At 60.8% G+C, this 14,518-nt stretch carries 18 protein-coding genes and 1 pseudogene; 7 read left to right on the forward strand and 12 right to left on the reverse strand.

Going from position 1 to position 14,518, the window contains the following annotated elements; genetic code table 11:
* The coding region (locus tag AC1D2G_RS19265; RefSeq protein ID WP_477415958.1) for a beta strand repeat-containing protein at positions 1-1,355 on the reverse strand (1,355 nt) is incomplete at its 3' end.
* Positions 1,356-2,534: 1,179 nt separating this feature from the next.
* On the opposite strand from AC1D2G_RS19265, the gene AC1D2G_RS19270 reads away from it, so the two are divergent.
* A complete protein-coding gene (locus tag AC1D2G_RS19270; RefSeq protein ID WP_477415960.1) occupies positions 2,535-2,798 on the forward strand; it encodes an XRE family transcriptional regulator in 264 nt (87 codons plus the stop codon).
* Positions 2,795-3,889, forward strand: coding sequence for a tyrosine-type recombinase/integrase (locus AC1D2G_RS19275; RefSeq protein ID WP_477415962.1), 1,095 nt, complete (start codon positions 2,795-2,797; stop codon positions 3,887-3,889). The genes AC1D2G_RS19270 and AC1D2G_RS19275 overlap by 4 nt, the downstream gene beginning before the upstream one ends.
* Positions 3,890-3,933: 44 nt before the next feature.
* Here the strand turns inward: AC1D2G_RS19275 and AC1D2G_RS19280 are convergent, their stop codons facing one another.
* Positions 3,934-4,653 carry a response regulator gene (locus tag AC1D2G_RS19280; RefSeq protein WP_095090873.1) on the reverse strand — a complete coding sequence of 240 codons (720 nt, stop codon included), beginning with the start codon at positions 4,651-4,653 and terminating at the stop codon, positions 3,934-3,936.
* Complete coding sequence (locus AC1D2G_RS19285; RefSeq protein WP_167392346.1) at positions 4,640-5,173, reverse strand: MarR family winged helix-turn-helix transcriptional regulator; 534 nt, start codon at positions 5,171-5,173, stop codon at positions 4,640-4,642. Before AC1D2G_RS19285 ends, AC1D2G_RS19280 begins: the two co-directional genes overlap by 14 nt.
* A gap of 248 nt (positions 5,174-5,421) precedes the next feature.
* Between AC1D2G_RS19285 and AC1D2G_RS19290 the strand changes: the two genes are divergently transcribed.
* The 3 genes from AC1D2G_RS19290 (at position 5,422) to AC1D2G_RS19300 (ending at position 7,556) form a co-directional block, all read left to right on the forward strand.
* Entirely contained in the window at positions 5,422-6,315 is an 894-nt protein-coding gene (locus AC1D2G_RS19290; RefSeq protein WP_095090875.1) for a branched-chain amino acid aminotransferase, read from the forward strand.
* A gap of 145 nt (positions 6,316-6,460) precedes the next feature.
* Complete coding sequence (locus tag AC1D2G_RS19295; RefSeq protein WP_095091700.1) at positions 6,461-6,778, forward strand: hypothetical protein; 318 nt, start codon at positions 6,461-6,463, stop codon at positions 6,776-6,778.
* 139 nt (positions 6,779-6,917) lie between these two features.
* Complete coding sequence (locus AC1D2G_RS19300; protein ID WP_457154591.1) at positions 6,918-7,556, forward strand: MBL fold metallo-hydrolase; 639 nt, start codon at positions 6,918-6,920, stop codon at positions 7,554-7,556.
* 170 nt (positions 7,557-7,726) lie between these two features.
* On the opposite strand, the gene AC1D2G_RS19305 is transcribed toward AC1D2G_RS19300, so the two are convergent.
* The 3 genes from AC1D2G_RS19305 to AC1D2G_RS19315 all read right to left on the reverse strand — a co-directional run bounded on the left by AC1D2G_RS19305 (position 7,727) and on the right by AC1D2G_RS19315 (position 9,112).
* Positions 7,727-8,155, reverse strand: a complete 429-nt coding sequence (locus AC1D2G_RS19305) for a BA14K family protein (RefSeq protein ID WP_477228198.1) — start codon at positions 8,153-8,155, stop codon at positions 7,727-7,729.
* 188 nt (positions 8,156-8,343) lie between these two features.
* Complete coding sequence (locus AC1D2G_RS19310; RefSeq protein ID WP_013530020.1) at positions 8,344-8,556, reverse strand: cold-shock protein; 213 nt, start codon at positions 8,554-8,556, stop codon at positions 8,344-8,346.
* A gap of 343 nt (positions 8,557-8,899) precedes the next feature.
* Complete coding sequence (locus AC1D2G_RS19315) at positions 8,900-9,112, reverse strand: cold-shock protein (RefSeq protein ID WP_006202520.1); 213 nt, start codon at positions 9,110-9,112, stop codon at positions 8,900-8,902.
* Between the two features lie 510 nt (positions 9,113-9,622).
* On the opposite strand from AC1D2G_RS19315, the gene AC1D2G_RS19320 reads away from it, so the two are divergent.
* A complete protein-coding gene (locus tag AC1D2G_RS19320; RefSeq protein ID WP_477228197.1) occupies positions 9,623-10,036 on the forward strand; it encodes a Kazal-type serine protease inhibitor family protein in 414 nt (137 codons plus the stop codon).
* Positions 10,037-10,095: 59 nt separating this feature from the next.
* Here the strand turns inward: AC1D2G_RS19320 and AC1D2G_RS19325 are convergent, their stop codons facing one another.
* The 5 genes from AC1D2G_RS19325 to AC1D2G_RS19345 all read right to left on the reverse strand — a co-directional run bounded on the left by AC1D2G_RS19325 (position 10,096) and on the right by AC1D2G_RS19345 (position 11,486).
* A complete protein-coding gene (locus AC1D2G_RS19325) occupies positions 10,096-10,320 on the reverse strand; it encodes a hypothetical protein (RefSeq protein ID WP_477415964.1) in 225 nt (74 codons plus the stop codon).
* A gap of 99 nt (positions 10,321-10,419) precedes the next feature.
* Positions 10,420-10,557 (reverse strand): hypothetical protein, encoded by a 138-nt coding sequence (locus AC1D2G_RS19330; protein WP_164482279.1) that lies wholly within the window; start codon positions 10,555-10,557, stop codon positions 10,420-10,422.
* Between the two features lie 41 nt (positions 10,558-10,598).
* Complete coding sequence (locus AC1D2G_RS19335) at positions 10,599-10,865, reverse strand: hypothetical protein (protein WP_457153413.1); 267 nt, start codon at positions 10,863-10,865, stop codon at positions 10,599-10,601.
* Positions 10,862-11,131 carry a hypothetical protein gene (locus tag AC1D2G_RS19340; protein WP_095090880.1) on the reverse strand — a complete coding sequence of 90 codons (270 nt, stop codon included), beginning with the start codon at positions 11,129-11,131 and terminating at the stop codon, positions 10,862-10,864. Before AC1D2G_RS19340 ends, AC1D2G_RS19335 begins: the two co-directional genes overlap by 4 nt.
* 148 nt (positions 11,132-11,279) lie before the next feature.
* Positions 11,280-11,486: a cold-shock protein gene (locus tag AC1D2G_RS19345; protein WP_023809797.1), complete on the reverse strand. Its 207-nt coding sequence runs from the start codon at positions 11,484-11,486 to the stop codon at positions 11,280-11,282.
* A gap of 784 nt (positions 11,487-12,270) precedes the next feature.
* Here AC1D2G_RS19345 and AC1D2G_RS19350 point away from each other — a divergent pair.
* Positions 12,271-13,905 (forward strand): tetratricopeptide repeat-containing sulfotransferase family protein, encoded by a 1,635-nt coding sequence (locus AC1D2G_RS19350; protein ID WP_477228195.1) that lies wholly within the window; start codon positions 12,271-12,273, stop codon positions 13,903-13,905.
* A gap of 232 nt (positions 13,906-14,137) precedes the next feature.
* On the opposite strand, the pseudogene AC1D2G_RS19355 reads toward AC1D2G_RS19350, so the two are convergent.
* Positions 14,138-14,490, reverse strand: a pseudogene (locus AC1D2G_RS19355) (DUF1428 domain-containing protein).
* Positions 14,491-14,518 lie beyond the last annotated feature (28 nt).

The raw sequence follows: 14,518 nt of genomic DNA on the forward strand, positions 1-14,518 counted from the left end.
GGCTCTCGCCCGTGCCGGCTCTCGCCCGTGCCGGTGAGGTTCACATTTTCGAAGCCGGTGAAAGCGGCCAGGCTGTTTAGGTTAAATGTTCCGCTGCCCGAGATCACCAACGTGTCGGCCCCGCTGCCCCCGGTGAGGCGATCCCCTGTGTTCAGCGTCGCGCCTGTGCCGATCGTTGCGTTGACCGTGTTCGTGCCGCCGGTGAAAGCGATCGTGTCATTGCCGGTCCCCAGCGTGACCGCGTTGCCACTGCCCGCGTTGACTGTCAGGTTCTGGCCATTCCTCAGGGTCAGGCTCTCGCCCGTGCCGGTGAGATTGATGTCTTCGAAGCCGCTGAAGGCCACAAGACTGTTGAGGTCGAACAATCCCGACCCGGAGATGTTGAGCGTGTCGGCGCCGCTGCCGCCCGTCAGACTATCGCCGCTATTCAAAGTCGCGCCTGCACCGATCGTCGCGCTCACCGAGTTGGAGCCGCCKGTGAAAGCGACCGTGTCATTGCCGGTCCCCAGGGTGACCGYRTTGCCRSTGCCYGCGTTGACCGTCAGGTTCTGCCCATTCTTCAGGGTCAGGCTCTCGCCCGTGCCGGTGAGATTAATGTTTTCGAAGCCGGTGAAAGCGGCCAGGCTGTTTAGGTTAAATGTTCCGCTGCCCGAGATCACCAGCGTGTCGGCCCCGCTGCCCCCGGTGAGGCGATCCCCTGTGTTCAACGTCGCGCCTGCGCCGATCGTTCCGAACACCGTATTGGAGCCGCCGGCAAAAGCCACCGTGTCATTGCCGGTCCCCAGCGTGACCGCGTTGCCACTGCCCGCGTTGACTGTCAGGTTCTGGCCATTCCTCAGGGTCAGGCTCTCGCCCGTGCCGGTGAGATTCACATTTTCGAAGCCGGTGAAGGCCGCCAGGCTGTTCAGGTTAAATGTTCCGCTGCCCGAGATCACCAGCGTGTCGGCGCCGCTGCCTCCGGTGAGGCGATCCCCGGTGTTCAGGGTCGCGCCTGCGCCGATCGTCGCGTTCACCGTGTTCGTGCCGCCGGTGAAAGAGACCGTGTCATTGCCGGTTCCCAGGGTGACCGCGTTGCCACTTCCCGCGTTGACCGTCAGGTTCTGCCCATTCTTCAGGGTCAGGGTCTCGCCCGTGCCGGTGAGATTCACATTTTCGAAGCCGGTGAAGGCCGCCAGGCTGTTCAGGTTAAATGTTCCGCTGCCCGAGATCACCAGCGTGTCGGCCCCGCTGCCCCCGGTGAGGCGATCCCCTGTGTTCAGCGTCGCGCCTGCGCCGATCGTTCCGAACACCGTGTTCGAGCTCGCTCCGTTGAAGGTAACGATATCGTTGCTGGTAGTCAGCGTCCTTGATGGCATGGCGTCCTCCCCGTTCTTCTATTTGAAATGGGCAAGCCGTAAACGCGCTGAGGTCCGAGCTAGGAGCCGATCCAGATCTCAGCGAGAGTCCCGCTAAGTATTTGCTGATATGGGATGTTCCCCGAACTTTCGTTGGTTGGCTGGACTGCTTGTGCATAGAGGATGGTAGCCATGGAAAGCACAACTGCCTTAAGCAGAATACGCAAGCCATGACAAACGCAGCGCATCACAACAGAAGTCCCCCACCAAGGGTTTATTAAGAAATCACTAATATTCTGAAAAGTCGAGAGGAGAACGCTCCTCGGTGCCGGATTCTTACTGGTCGGCTCAGTTTCGCCCACCTTCGGCGCGCCTACGAACAGTAGTGGCGTTTTGTTTCGGCCGGGTGACGCATTCATAGCACCGACCCCCTTGGGTCGCGTCCAAAATCGTAGATCATCCCGCAGTGCTGGACCTAGCGGCGGTGCGAGCGCTGGATTGGTCCAAAAGGCGAATATGAGGTCGGCCATGCCGATCAGGGAACTGAGACGGCTGGCGACGCACAAGGTCTGGTCACGAAGTTATTTGCGATGCGCAGAGGTAGGTCAGGACATGCATGTGCCGGATATCGGCGGCGGCGGCGACGTCGCGTTGGCTGCGGGCTGGTATCGACCGATCGCAACGGCGGCGCTGCGACCGGACGGGCGAAAGCGCAGGCGCTGAGCAATGTCGGCTTTGTCGAAGGGGGATCCGTCGGATTTGAGGTTTGACATGCCATCTTTGCGATCGTCGGTCGGTATGTGCGGATGTTCTCCCAGATCCTGCCGATGTTTAGGGGCTCACCAAGCATCTGAGACCCGGCGGCGTCATCGTCTTCCACGGGGTGGACTGGACAGGGGCAGGTTCTTTCCCACCGGCGCCGAGATACCTCCTCCGGGGAGGAGGCCAATGTCGTGGCCAGGATCTTGATGTGCGCTCTATGCGTTCCCTAAAGGACCGATGTCTTGCTCACCTTGATGTCCGCCACAATTTTACAGAAATATATGTAAGTAATTGATCTTGTTAATGTATATAAGAGTTCAATCCTCTCCCTCAGCACCAACCGGCATGGCGCCGTAGCTCCGGAGCAAGCTTTTTCACAAACTTCGGCTTCTCGGCGGCAGACAACGCTATAACGTCAAGTAGAAGGAGTATTCTGCCATGACGATGATCACCTGCGGGCTTATACACGCCTTACCGCCATCGGAACGCCGCGTCTTTGGCCGTCCCGAGGCCGCCAGCTTCGTGGGTGCTAGTGTCGGTTATTTCGACAAGCTGGTGCGTGCCGGCATCATGCCACCGCCTTTGCCGCTTCCTGGCGTCAAGCGCTGGGATGTCCGCGCACTCGAGAGGGCGGTTGACGGACTGAGCGGAATTTCTGAGTCTCAAGATTCCGACAACGAGTGGGATCGGCTCGTCCAATGAAGCGTAAGCTGCCGAAGCACGTCAAAGCCTTCATTGATCGAACCGGCCGGCCCCGGCACTATTTCAGACCGTCGAAGACTACTCTGCCAGGTCTTCCATACTCGACCGAGTTCATGGACGCTTATGGGGCCGCACTGACGGCGTGGGAAGCCGGCAGGGCGGCCCCAATAACCATGATAGGAGCTAATCGAACCCAGCCCGGGACAATCGGGGCGCTGATCCTCTCCTACTACGGCAGCGCAGATTTCAGAAATCTAGCAAAGGCGAGCCAGAAAACGTATCGGAACGCACTCGAGCGCATCCGTATGGAATACGGCATTGGCTCGGTCGCCGGGATCGAGCGCAAGCACGTCCTCAAGATGAGGGACAAGAAGGCTGAACACCCTGGCGCGGCCAACGAACTGCTGAAGATGATGAAGCTCCTTATGGGACGCGCCATCGATATGGGGATGCGCAAGGACGATCCAACGATCCGGATACGGCGCATGAAAATCAAGTCGGGCGGGTTCATCACCTGGGAGGAGGAGGACATTGTCGCGTTCTACGCGGCGCACTCAGAGGGCACCCGCGCCCGCCTCGCCCTCGACCTTCTGCTGTTCACCGGTCAGCGACGCTCAGACGTGATTGGTATGGGTCGGCAGCACGTCAAGAACGACGTCCTATCCATTCGACAGCAAAAGACAGGGACGGCCGTCTCGATCCCGCTTCATGCATACCTTAAAGGCACGCTCGATGCCCGGCCCCAGGACAATCTCACATTTCTCCTGACGCAATACGAAAAGCCGTTCCAGCCCGAGTCCTTCACGAACTGGTTCCGGGTCTGCGTCCGCGAAGCTGGTTTGCGTGAGGATCTGGCAAGCGGCGCCATGGGGCTTTCACCGCACGGTCTGCGCAAGGCATGTAGCCGACGGCTTGCCCAAGCCGGCTGCACGCCCCACCAGATCAAGGCAATTACCGGTCACAAAAAGCTTGATGAGATCGTTCGCTACACCGAGGCCGTTGATCAAATGCGTCTGGCGCATGAAGCGATTAATTCCATCGCAGAGCACGGAGCAGGAACAAAAACTGTCAAACCAAGCTCCTTGGTTTGACAATTTGAGCTGTAAGTTATTGAAAATACTTAGCAGAGAAACCGCTATTCCACGCTGAGCCGATACCCAATACCGCGCACGGTCTGCAGCCACACCGGATTGGACGGATCGCGCTCGATCTTGCGGCGCAGCCGGTTGATCTGGACGTCGATGGTGCGCTCGCCGACTTCCGAATCGTCGCCGACAAGCTCGTGGCGGGGGATCGTCTCGCCTGCTCGCGCGGCGAAGATCGCCAGGATCTCCTGCTCGCGGTCGGTCAGCTTCAGCGCCTCGCCGCCGCGCTTCAATTCGCGCCTGGCTATCTGGAACGTGTAAGGGCCGAAGACCAGTTGCTCGACCTTCGGCGTTGTCGCCGGACCGCCGCGGCGCAGGATGTTGTTGATGCGCAGGATCAGCTCGCGCGGATCGAAAGGTTTCGGCAGATAGTCGTCGGCGCCGGCTTCGAGGCCGGTGATGCGGCTGTCGGTTTCCGACAGCGCCGTCAGCATCAGGATCGGCACGTTCTTTTCGGCGCGCAGCGACTTGGTCAGGTCGACGCCCGTTTCACCGGGCATCATCACGTCGAGGATCAGAAGATCGAAGTCGAGGCCGGCAAGCTTGCGCCTGGCTTCGCCGGCATTGCCGGCGACGGTGACGCGAAAGCCGTTTTCGGTCAGATACTGCTTGAGAAGATTGCGGATGCGGGTGTCGTCGTCGACGACGAGCAAATGCGGCGCGTCGTCGTCCGGTGCGGCCGCATGATCGACCCTTTCAGTGCTCTCCATGGCTTTTCCCTGACATTTTTGCGGACCCAACGTCGATCTGCGCTCTCAGTTCCGGATTGACCATCGCTTCGAGGAACCGTTCAACCAGGGTCCGTTCGGTTATCCCGGAATCTCCCAATGCAGCATGGATGCGGCGCGACTGTGGCCGCGCCAGCGCCAGCGCCAGCGCGCGGCCCTTGGCTGTCGGATAAAGCTCGCGCTGGCGGCGGTCACGAGGGCCTTGCAACTGCACGACATGGTCGGTGTCGATCAATTGCTTGAGCACCCGCGCCAGGCTCTGCTTGGTGATCTTCAGCACGTCGAGCAGTTCGGCAACCGTCAGGCCCGGCCTGCGGTTGACGAAATGCAGCACCCGGTGGTGGGCTCGGCCGAAGCCATAATCGGCCAGGATCTGATCCGGATCGGAGGTGAAGTCCCGATAGGCGAAGAAGAGCAGTTCGATGATGGCGAAATCGATGCCGTCCTCGTCGGTGATCGCCGTCCTGATCGGTTTCCCGGCTGCGTGGCTTCGATCCGTCATCATTTCTCCGCTTGAAAGAGAGATTATGTCAGTACTATTGACGTAATTTCCCGGCAATGGTAATTTTTGACAAGCTTTTGGGCGGATTGCGAACGAAAAGGCAAGAGAGGCCGGTTTTTCCGGAACTTCCTGAGTTTGCCAGAGCCCAATTATCCGCCTACGCTCCAGCATAAAGGCCGCCTTGCGCGACCGACACGAAACACACAACGATACAACACTATGCGGGCTGCCGCCCGCGGGAGGTTACCATGGCATCCGTTCCCTTCGATCAACTGGACGGCTTCATCTGGATGAATGGCGCGTTCGTCCAATGGGGTGACGCCAAGATCCACGTCCTGACCCATGGCCTGCACTACGCCAGCGCCGTGTTCGAAGGCGAGCGCGCCTATGGCGGCGAGATCTTCAAGCTCAACGAACACACCGAGCGCCTGCATGAATCGGCGCGCCTGCTCGGCTTCAAGATTCCCTATTCGGTGGCCGAGCTCAACGACGCTTCCACCACGCTTTTGAAGAAGCAAGGTTTCCAGGACGCCTATGTCCGGCCGATCGCCTGGCGCGGCAGTGAACAGATGGGCGTTTCAGCGCAGAACAACCGCATCAACTGCGCCATCGCCATCTGGCAGTGGCCGAGCTATTTCGATCCGGCGCAGAAGCTGAAAGGCATCCGCCTCGACGTGGCGGAATGGCGCCGGCCCGACCCGCGCACGGCGCCGTCCAAGTCGAAGGCCGCCGGCCTCTACATGATCTGCACCATGTCCAAGCACGCCGCCGAGGCCAAGGGTTATGCCGATGCCATGATGCTCGACTGGCGTGGTCAGGTCGCGGAGGCGACCGGGGCCAACATCTTCTTCGTCAAGGACGGCAAGATCCACACGCCCAAGCCCGACTGCTTCCTCGACGGCATCACCCGCCGCACGGTCATCGGACTGGCCAAGGATCGCGGTCTGGAAGTGATCGAACGCGCCATCATGCCGGAAGAACTCGAGGGCTTCGAGCAATGCTTCCTGACCGGGACGGCAGCGGAAGTAACGCCGGTTTCGGAGATCGGACCTTACCGATTCGAGGTCGGTGAAATCGCCAAGAACCTTATGAATGACTATTCTGCAGCGGTTCAGCCCAAGCACGCGATCGCAGCAGAATAACGAAAGTCACAGCTTTTCGAGCAAGCAGGGGCGGTTTTGAGGCCGCCCCTTTTATTTAAGCGTTTGTGCATTTGACTTTCGTCCATTTCGGCGTCTCATGATGGTGTCGGCCCGGAAGGCTGGCAGCTATGGAGGGACTAATCATATGGACATGAACACGCTTCTTCCGATCATTGTACAGGTGATTACGGGTATCATCGGTGGTCAGGCGGTCGGTGCGGCGCTCAAGACGGCGGCGTTGGGTCAGCTTCCCAAAATCCTGGGCGGAGCCATTGGCGGCGTCGGCGGTGCGGCGATCCTCGGCAGCCTGCTTGGTGGCGGCGCGGTCGATCCGGCGGCCGCGGCAGCAGCAACGAGCGGTCTCGGCAGCGCGCTGAATCTCAACAACATCGTCGGCGGTGCCGGCGGCGGCGCGATCCTGACCGGCATTCTCGGCGCAGTCATGGGTGCCATGAAGAAGTAAGCTATTCGGTCTAGGCGTTCTAAGTGGGCGGCTTCGGCCGCCCATTTTCGTTTTCGGAGCGACTGACCGTTCGTCTGTCGAGGGGTGGACGCCCTTCGCCCGCGCCGTTACATCACGCTGGAGTAGCGAAAGGACGATCATGGGTCAGCTCAATGCCGGCATCGTGCCGGTCACACCGTTCCAGCAGAATTGCACCATCCTGTTCGACATGGACGACAAGCAGGGTGTCGTCGTCGATCCGGGCGGTGACATCGACAAGGTGCTGGCGGCGCTGAAGGACAACGCGATATCAGCCGGGGCGATCTGGATAACGCATGGCCATATCGACCATGCCGGCGGCGCCATGGAGTTGAAGGAGGCGCTCGGCGTCGAGATCATCGGCCCGCATGAGGCCGACAAGCCGTTGCTCGACAATCTGGAAAACCAGGGCAGGCGGTACGGCATCGCCGGCGCGCGCAACTGCGTGCCCGACCGGTTCCTGACCGAAGGCGAGACCGTGTCATTCGGCTCGCATGTGTTCGAGGTGTTGCATTGCCCTGGCCACGCGCCTGGCCATGTCGTCTACTACAACCGCGCGGCCAAGTTCGCCCATGTCGGCGATGTGTTGTTTCGCGGCTCGGTCGGCCGCACCGACCTGCCGGGCGGCGACCACGCGGCGCTGATCGCCTCGATTAAGGACAAGCTCCTGCCGCTCGGCGACGACATCGGCTTCATCTGCGGCCATGGTCCCGGCGGACGCTTCGGCGAGGAGCGGCGGACCAACCCTTTTCTGACCTAAGAGCGCCTGTGCTGCAGCCAATGGCTTCTCCCCGTACTTCACTGGAAAGGTGCCGGCAGGCTGATGAGGGGCGGCGCCGATCTCAAGAGAAATCCGGGACGATCAAACCAACAACAAAAAGCGCCGACCTTGCGGTCAGCGCTTTCGTTGGGGCAGGGATGCCTTAGGTCTTAGTTCGCCGTGCAGAAATGCTGTTCGCCGTCATTGCCGGTGAACGTGCCGGTGCGGTCGTTGAAGGTACGGTAGCGGTCCGAGCAATAGTCGTACCAGTCACGCGTCCAGGGCTGAGCGTAGCCTTCATTGTAGACGACCCTCGGTTCTGCATAGTAGCGGCGCACCGGTGCCGGGCGGACCACGACGTCACGCTCGTAGTAACCGTCATCATAGTAGCGGTCAGCATAGGGCGGGGGCCCGTCATTGGCCAACGCACCACCGATCAGCGCGCCGGCCGCGAGTCCGAGGACGCCGGCGGCGATTGCATCGCCGTTGTCGTGATGCCCGTGATGGCGCCAGTCACCCGCGTACGCAGCGGGCAAGGTCGCGAGCGTGGTTGCGACCACGGCAGCGGACAGGACAGCGGTCTTGAAAATTCGATTCATGTCGGTCTCCTTCGTGCCGGCCCGCGCAAGTTTCGGGGGATGCGGTCCGGCTTTACCAAAGACTAATACACGACCATGGCTGAACGGGGGCTGAACGGATTTCGACGCACAATATCCAAAACAGGCGTCAAGACCCCTGCAGGGAACAGGGGCTATTCAGCCGGAGCCGTCGCCGGTCTGGAGCCGGTTCAGCCAACCGATAGGTTGACGGCCTTCGGGCCCTTGCCACGTTTGTCCGGTTCCGTGTCGAAGGACACTTTCTGGCCATCCTCAAGACCAGGAAGGCCCGACGCCTGCACGGCTGAAATATGGACGAAAACATCCTTCGCGCCATCATCGGGCGTGATGAAGCCGAAGCCTTTGGCATGGTTGAAGAATTTGACGGTGCCGGTCTGCGGCATGGGAAGCTCCTTTGGTCCCATAAAGTCCAGTCTCGGGCCGGCAAATGCCCGAATGGAAATTTGTCCTTTATTTTAGCGCCATCGGCAAGAGAAAGTTTTTGGGGCTGCTAAAGTGCGTCGCGTTTGAAGGGATTCAGACGACGCCCGTTTAAGTCTTTGTTTTTATGAATGTCGTTTGTCTAAAGACCACCGCGCACTTTGAGCGACATGCATCTGGCAGACCTCGCGGCATGAAAAAGGCGCGACGAAAACCGCCGCGCCTTTCAAATTCAAATCCCTCTCCAAGCCAGGTCCAGGCATTGGAGCCTCCGTCATGCGTCAGGGACGCACGGCGCCCGATGGTTCAGGCAGCGCGGAGGTTGACCGCCTTGGGGCCCTTGCCCATGCGATCCGGCTCGACGTCGAAGGTGACCTTCTGGCCGTCGACGAGCGTGCGCAGGCCGGAGGCCTCGATCGCGGAAATATGGACGAACACATCCTTGGCGCCGCCATCGGGCGTGATGAAACCGAAGCCTTTGGTCGCGTTGAAGAATTTAACGGTGCCGGTCTGGGCCATTGGGGAAACTCCTTCACCCGTTCAGTCTGGTGGTCCTGCCCGCCGCCTGGCGCAATGGGCAAGTCCCGGTGGTTGCTTCGGCAGTCATGCATTGGCGCATGGTCAAACCCCCCGCCGAAAACGGGGCCGTCAGAGATTCACAGTATCGGGGAAAGGTCGTCCAAAACGTTCCGCTCTCCGGGTCGCAAATGCCCGAACACGGAATTTATCGCACGGAAACGTGAAGGTTGCAAGATAGCGCCGCGGGCCGCCACAATGGGCGCATCCCGACGCATGGATCGACTGACCTGAGCATCCGATGCGGCCCGACATAGGCTTGGTTGCCGGCCGGGTCATCGGCCCAGAGCGCGGCCACGAATGGGCCAGATGTCGTGGCCGCCAGCGGGATGGGGCTGATGGGTGCCATGGCTCCGCGCATCGTTTCCGGCGGGAGGCTGCAAACGGGGGTTGCATTTGGCAATGGAATGGCAAGGATCGTCTTCCCGGGACGGGATCGAGGGAGAGATCAACATGAAGTTTCTGGCGACAGTCTTTTCGCGGCAAGGTTTTGCCATCCTGTTCCTGTCGGCAATTCTTGCCGCCTGCACTGTCGTCGTCGATGAGGGACCAGGGCCGCGTCCGCATCCGCCCCGGCCCGAACCGCAGTATTGCAGCAGGCAGTACGAGCCGGTCTGCGCCCGGCGCGGCGGCGACCGGCAGACCTTTGCCAATGCCTGCCTTGCCGACCGGGCCGGCTACCGCATCGTGCGCGACGGTCCATGCCGCGACGGCGGCGGTGGCGGTGGCGGTGGCGAGGAGCAGACGTTCTGCACCCGCGAATATGCTCCCGTGTGCGCACGCCGGCATGGCGAACTGCGCACCTTCCCCAATGCCTGCGAAGCCCGCGCCGCGGACTATCGCGTCATCGACGGCGGACCGTGCTGACGGGAACTGGGCGTGTTTAGCGTTTTCCCACAATGGGAAGGGAAAACCGAGGCGTTCGCTCACACCTCCGCTGGATACGCCCCGTCGGCCGGGCCAGCGTAAAGCTCGCTGCCGTYCTCGTCGGAAATGCGCAGGCGATCGGGGATTTGCGGCATGGCCAGCGTGTGGAACAGCGCGGTTGCGCCCTGCAGGGCGGCGCGCAGGTTCGGCGCTTCCAGCGATACCTTGTCGAGCGTGGCTTCGTCGGCGTCGCGCGACCGGTAGAACTCGATGACGAAGTTCAAGCGCGCCTCCGTGTGCGGGGTGTTGCGCAAACGTGTCGTGTCAGTCCGTCGCCTCACAAAGTGGGCGACGGGGGGACGCACGAGGCGCCCCTGGGCTGGTCAGCCCTTCGACTTCGGCTTCAGGCTACTCTCTGCCTGCTTGACCGACGAGCCGAACGGGGAGGCTGGCTTGGCCACGACCTTGTCCTTCTTCGGCTTGCGCGTTTCGCGATTGCTTCGCTGTTGACCTTTGGACATGTCGTGCTCCTGTTGCGTGTTGGCGTGGCTTTGCTGGGCGCTCAGACGACCGGGTTGTCAGTAACGACCGGGTTGTCGGCCGGTTCGAGATTGTCTTCCGTGGTGACCCGCTCATGGGTCTCCTGCTCGCTGCGGATGCGGTATTGCGGCGAGCCGTCCTTGACCGGCAGCCTGCTCTTGATCTGGAACAGTTCCGCGGTTTTCTGGACGAGGCCGGTGCGGCTCTTCATGCGGACAGTCTGACCGATCGCAAACTGGTGCGAGGGCGTGTCGGTGCGCGGGCGCGCATTCTGCTGGAAACGGATCATGCTGCATTCTCCCTGTCGCGCTTCAGCGCTGTTTCGAGTTCGAGGTAATCGATGGCGACAAGCTGGCTGGTGGTCGGGTTTTTCACGGCCCTTGCCGGCAGATGGATGAAGGTGGCGACGCGTCGCCAGGCAAGCCGCGACATGCCCTCGATCACCTCTTCGTCGTGATCGATGTCGTAGTCGCCGGCCGGCAGCTGTCCTTCCAGTCCGCCGAGCACGAAGGGTGCCGCGAAATGGGCGATGGAGTGGGTGGTGCGATCGGTCATTGTCTTGCCTTGATGCTTCCGCAGCGGCCCTGAAAAGCAAAAAAGCGGGGACGAGCCCCGCTTTCCTATTTCCGGCAATTGCTGGAAATAAGCCGCTTTCGAGAGCTGCCAGTACATCCGTGGTCAGCGTTCATCGAATTCGGCCGGATCAGATCAGTTGCAAATTGGCGGCCGATTCGCGGCCCTTGGTGTCACGCTCCAACTCGAACTGCAGCTTCTGGCCTTCGGCGAGGCCAGGAAAGCCGGCGCGCTCCAGCGCGCTGACATGGACGAAAACGTCCTTGCCGCCATCGGTCGGCTGAATGAAGCCGAAGCCCTTCTGGCCATTGTAGAACTTTACGGTCCCGGTGTTCATGTGGGTCTTTCGAGGGGTGAGATGAGGTCGCGAAACGCGGCCAGTATCGGTGATTTGGAATGAGATTGGCGGGTCGAGAACCTCTGACGCCGCGAGGTGCCAATTCTACCCAAAGCGATCCTGTACATATAGGCCTTTGCCGCAATTTAATCAAGGCGATTTAAAATAAAAATCGGGCTTCGCTCAGAAAATTGCTTTCTGTAACTTTCAGGAAAACGATGATACAAGCCCATAGATATCAAAAATTATTTGAAGTCTGGCGGGAACATTTCTCCCGGTATTTTTGTTTTATTTACGTATGAAAGGACGAGATTTCATGATTAACGAAACAACATCGGCAGGAGCTACAGTCGCGATCGGCCCATTGGCTAAACAAGCGACGGCAACGCCCATCCTGTCGCCGCGGCTGACCGTCAGGAGTGACGAAGCGGCAAAGCGAAGGGTCGCCGATACCGACGGAACGCTCCGGCGTGCCAGGCAAGTTGCGGAGGCCAACCGGCTGATTTGATCGCTTCTGCGCTGACGGATACCAAGCGAGCCTTGAACCTGAAGCGCCGATGGCCTAGATCGGTTCATCGTTTCACTGAAACGCCGAACCGATCTATCTCCTTGTTTGGCGCAATTCCGGACGGAAAACCGTTTCATACCTTTCCCGGAATTGCTTAGATCGCGGCCGGCGGAAAAACACGGCAGGTTTCCCATTAACAGAGATCAGAGAAGAGCGGCGGGCGCGGGAGCCAGATCTGGCGCTGGAGGACAGCCACCGCTGGGGCTGGACCAGTATGTGCAGCAGGCCCTGCAGCTGCACCAGGCCGGGCGACGGCAGGAAGCCGAGGCGCTTTACCGCCAGGTACTGGCGCGCAAGCCCAATCATGCGGCCGCGGCGCATTTCCTCGGCCTGCTGCTTCACCAGACCGGGCGCAGCGAAGAGGGGCTCGATCTCATCGAACAGTCGGTGAGCCTGCAGCCCACAAATCCTGATTTCCTCAACAATTTCGGCACGGTGATGCGCGATCTCGGCCGCATCGCAGCCGCCATCGATTTCTTTCGCGGTGCGGTGGATATCCGGCCGGACCAGCTCGCGGCGCGCGACAATCTTGGCTCGTCGCTGAAGCAGCTCGGCCAGTTCGAGGAGGCCGAAGCGATCTATCGCGGCACGGTCAGTCGCAATCCCTTCCATGTCCGCGCCCGCATCGGACTTGCCGAAACGCTGCAAGAAGCCGGACGTCTGGACGAGGCGCTCGCCGTCTTCCGCGAGGCGCTGACGATCCGGCCGAAGGACGCGGACCTGCTGCACGGGCTGGGCGTCGGGCTGATGGAAAAGGGCAAGCTCGATGAAGCCGCCGACCTGTTTCGGCAGGCGCTGGCGGTCGACCCCGGCATGGCCAGAGCCTGGCTGATGCTGACGCAGGTCAAGCGCCAGAAGGAGCGCGACAGCGAATTGACCGGCATGGAGGCTCAGCATGCCAAGGCGCCGCAGGATAGCCTGGCGCGCATGCAGTTGTCCTTCGGCCTCGGCAAGGCCAATGACGATCTGAAGGATTACGGCAGGGCCTTCGATTATTTCGCCGAAGGCAACGCGATCCGCCGCAAGGGCATCGACTACGATGCGGCCAGGACGCGCGCCGAATTCGAGGCCATGAAAGCAACCTTCGATGCCGGCTTCTTCGAGAAACACAAGCCCAGCTCGATTGCCGACGACACGCCGATCTTCGTCGTCGGCATGCCGCGCTCCGGCACGACGCTGATCGAGCAGATCATCGCCAGCCATCCCCAGGTCTATGGCGCCGGCGAGCTCAACATCCTGAAGATGGCGGTAGGCAAGCAGTTTCCGTTGACCATGAAGGGCGGCTTTCCGGCCGGGATCGCCGACATGCCCGACAAGGCTTTTGCCGAGGCTGGCGAAGCCTATCTCGACATGCTGCACGCCCGCTTTCCCGGCTTCAAGCATGTCACCGACAAGATGCCGGGCAATTTCCTGCTCGTCGGCTTCCTCCATCTGATGTTGCCGAAAGCCAAGATCGTCCATTGCGCCCGCGACGCGGCGGCGACGTGCCTGTCGATCTACAAGGTGCATTTCCGCGGCGACAGCCATCGCTACGGCTACGACCTCGGCGAACTCGCCGATTTCCACAACCTCTACACCGACATCATGGCGCATTGGCATGCCGTGCTGCCTGGGGTGGTGCATGATGTGCGCTATGAGGATTTCGTCGCCGACCAGGAAGGGCAGACGCGGGCGCTTATCGCCCATCTCGGCCTGCCGTGGAACGATGCGGTGCTGTCGTTCCACGAGACCGACCGGCCGGTGCGCACGGCATCCGCCGCGCAGGTGCGCCAGCCAATGTATCAGGGCTCGGTCGATCTATGGAAGCGCTATGGCGATCGGCTCAAGCCGCTGCTGGATAGGCTGGATTAGCGCGCGGGTGGCAGATTAACCCCAGCTTCGTCATGCACGGGCGGAGCAGCCGCGAAGCGGCGTCGCGCAGACCCGAGGATCCATTCCGGGACCTCGATCGAAGGATGCGGCGGAACGGAATTCTTCACCGTTTTCAATGCTTTAACGTGACGGCATGGATCCTATGGTCTGCGCCGCGTCGCTTCGCTCCTTGCTCCGCCATAGGATGACGAAGCGATGGGGGCTCAGTTGCTCAAAGCTCGATGAAGGGCTGGAAGCCGCCGAAGATCATGCGCTTCATATCGAACGGCATGGGCCCCAATCGGGTGTCAAACGCGGGTCGGCCATCACCTTGGCCATCACCGTGTCTCGGCTTTGCCTGGATTCATAGACCGCCCAGGCGAAGACGACGATCTCGTCGTCAGTTGCCTGAACGGCACGCGGAAACGAGGTGACCTCGCCATAGGGCACGTCGTCGCCGATACATTCGACATAGGCGAGCGCGCCGTGTTCCATCCATATGGGGCCTGCGAGGTTGGCCAGCCTCTTGTAGTCTTCGAGTTTGGCCTTTGGCACGGCAAGCACGAAACCATCGACATAGGACATGGCATATTCCTCTTGCTGAAAATCGGGC

It is taken from the genome of Mesorhizobium sp. P2_C7, from assembly GCF_056404515.1.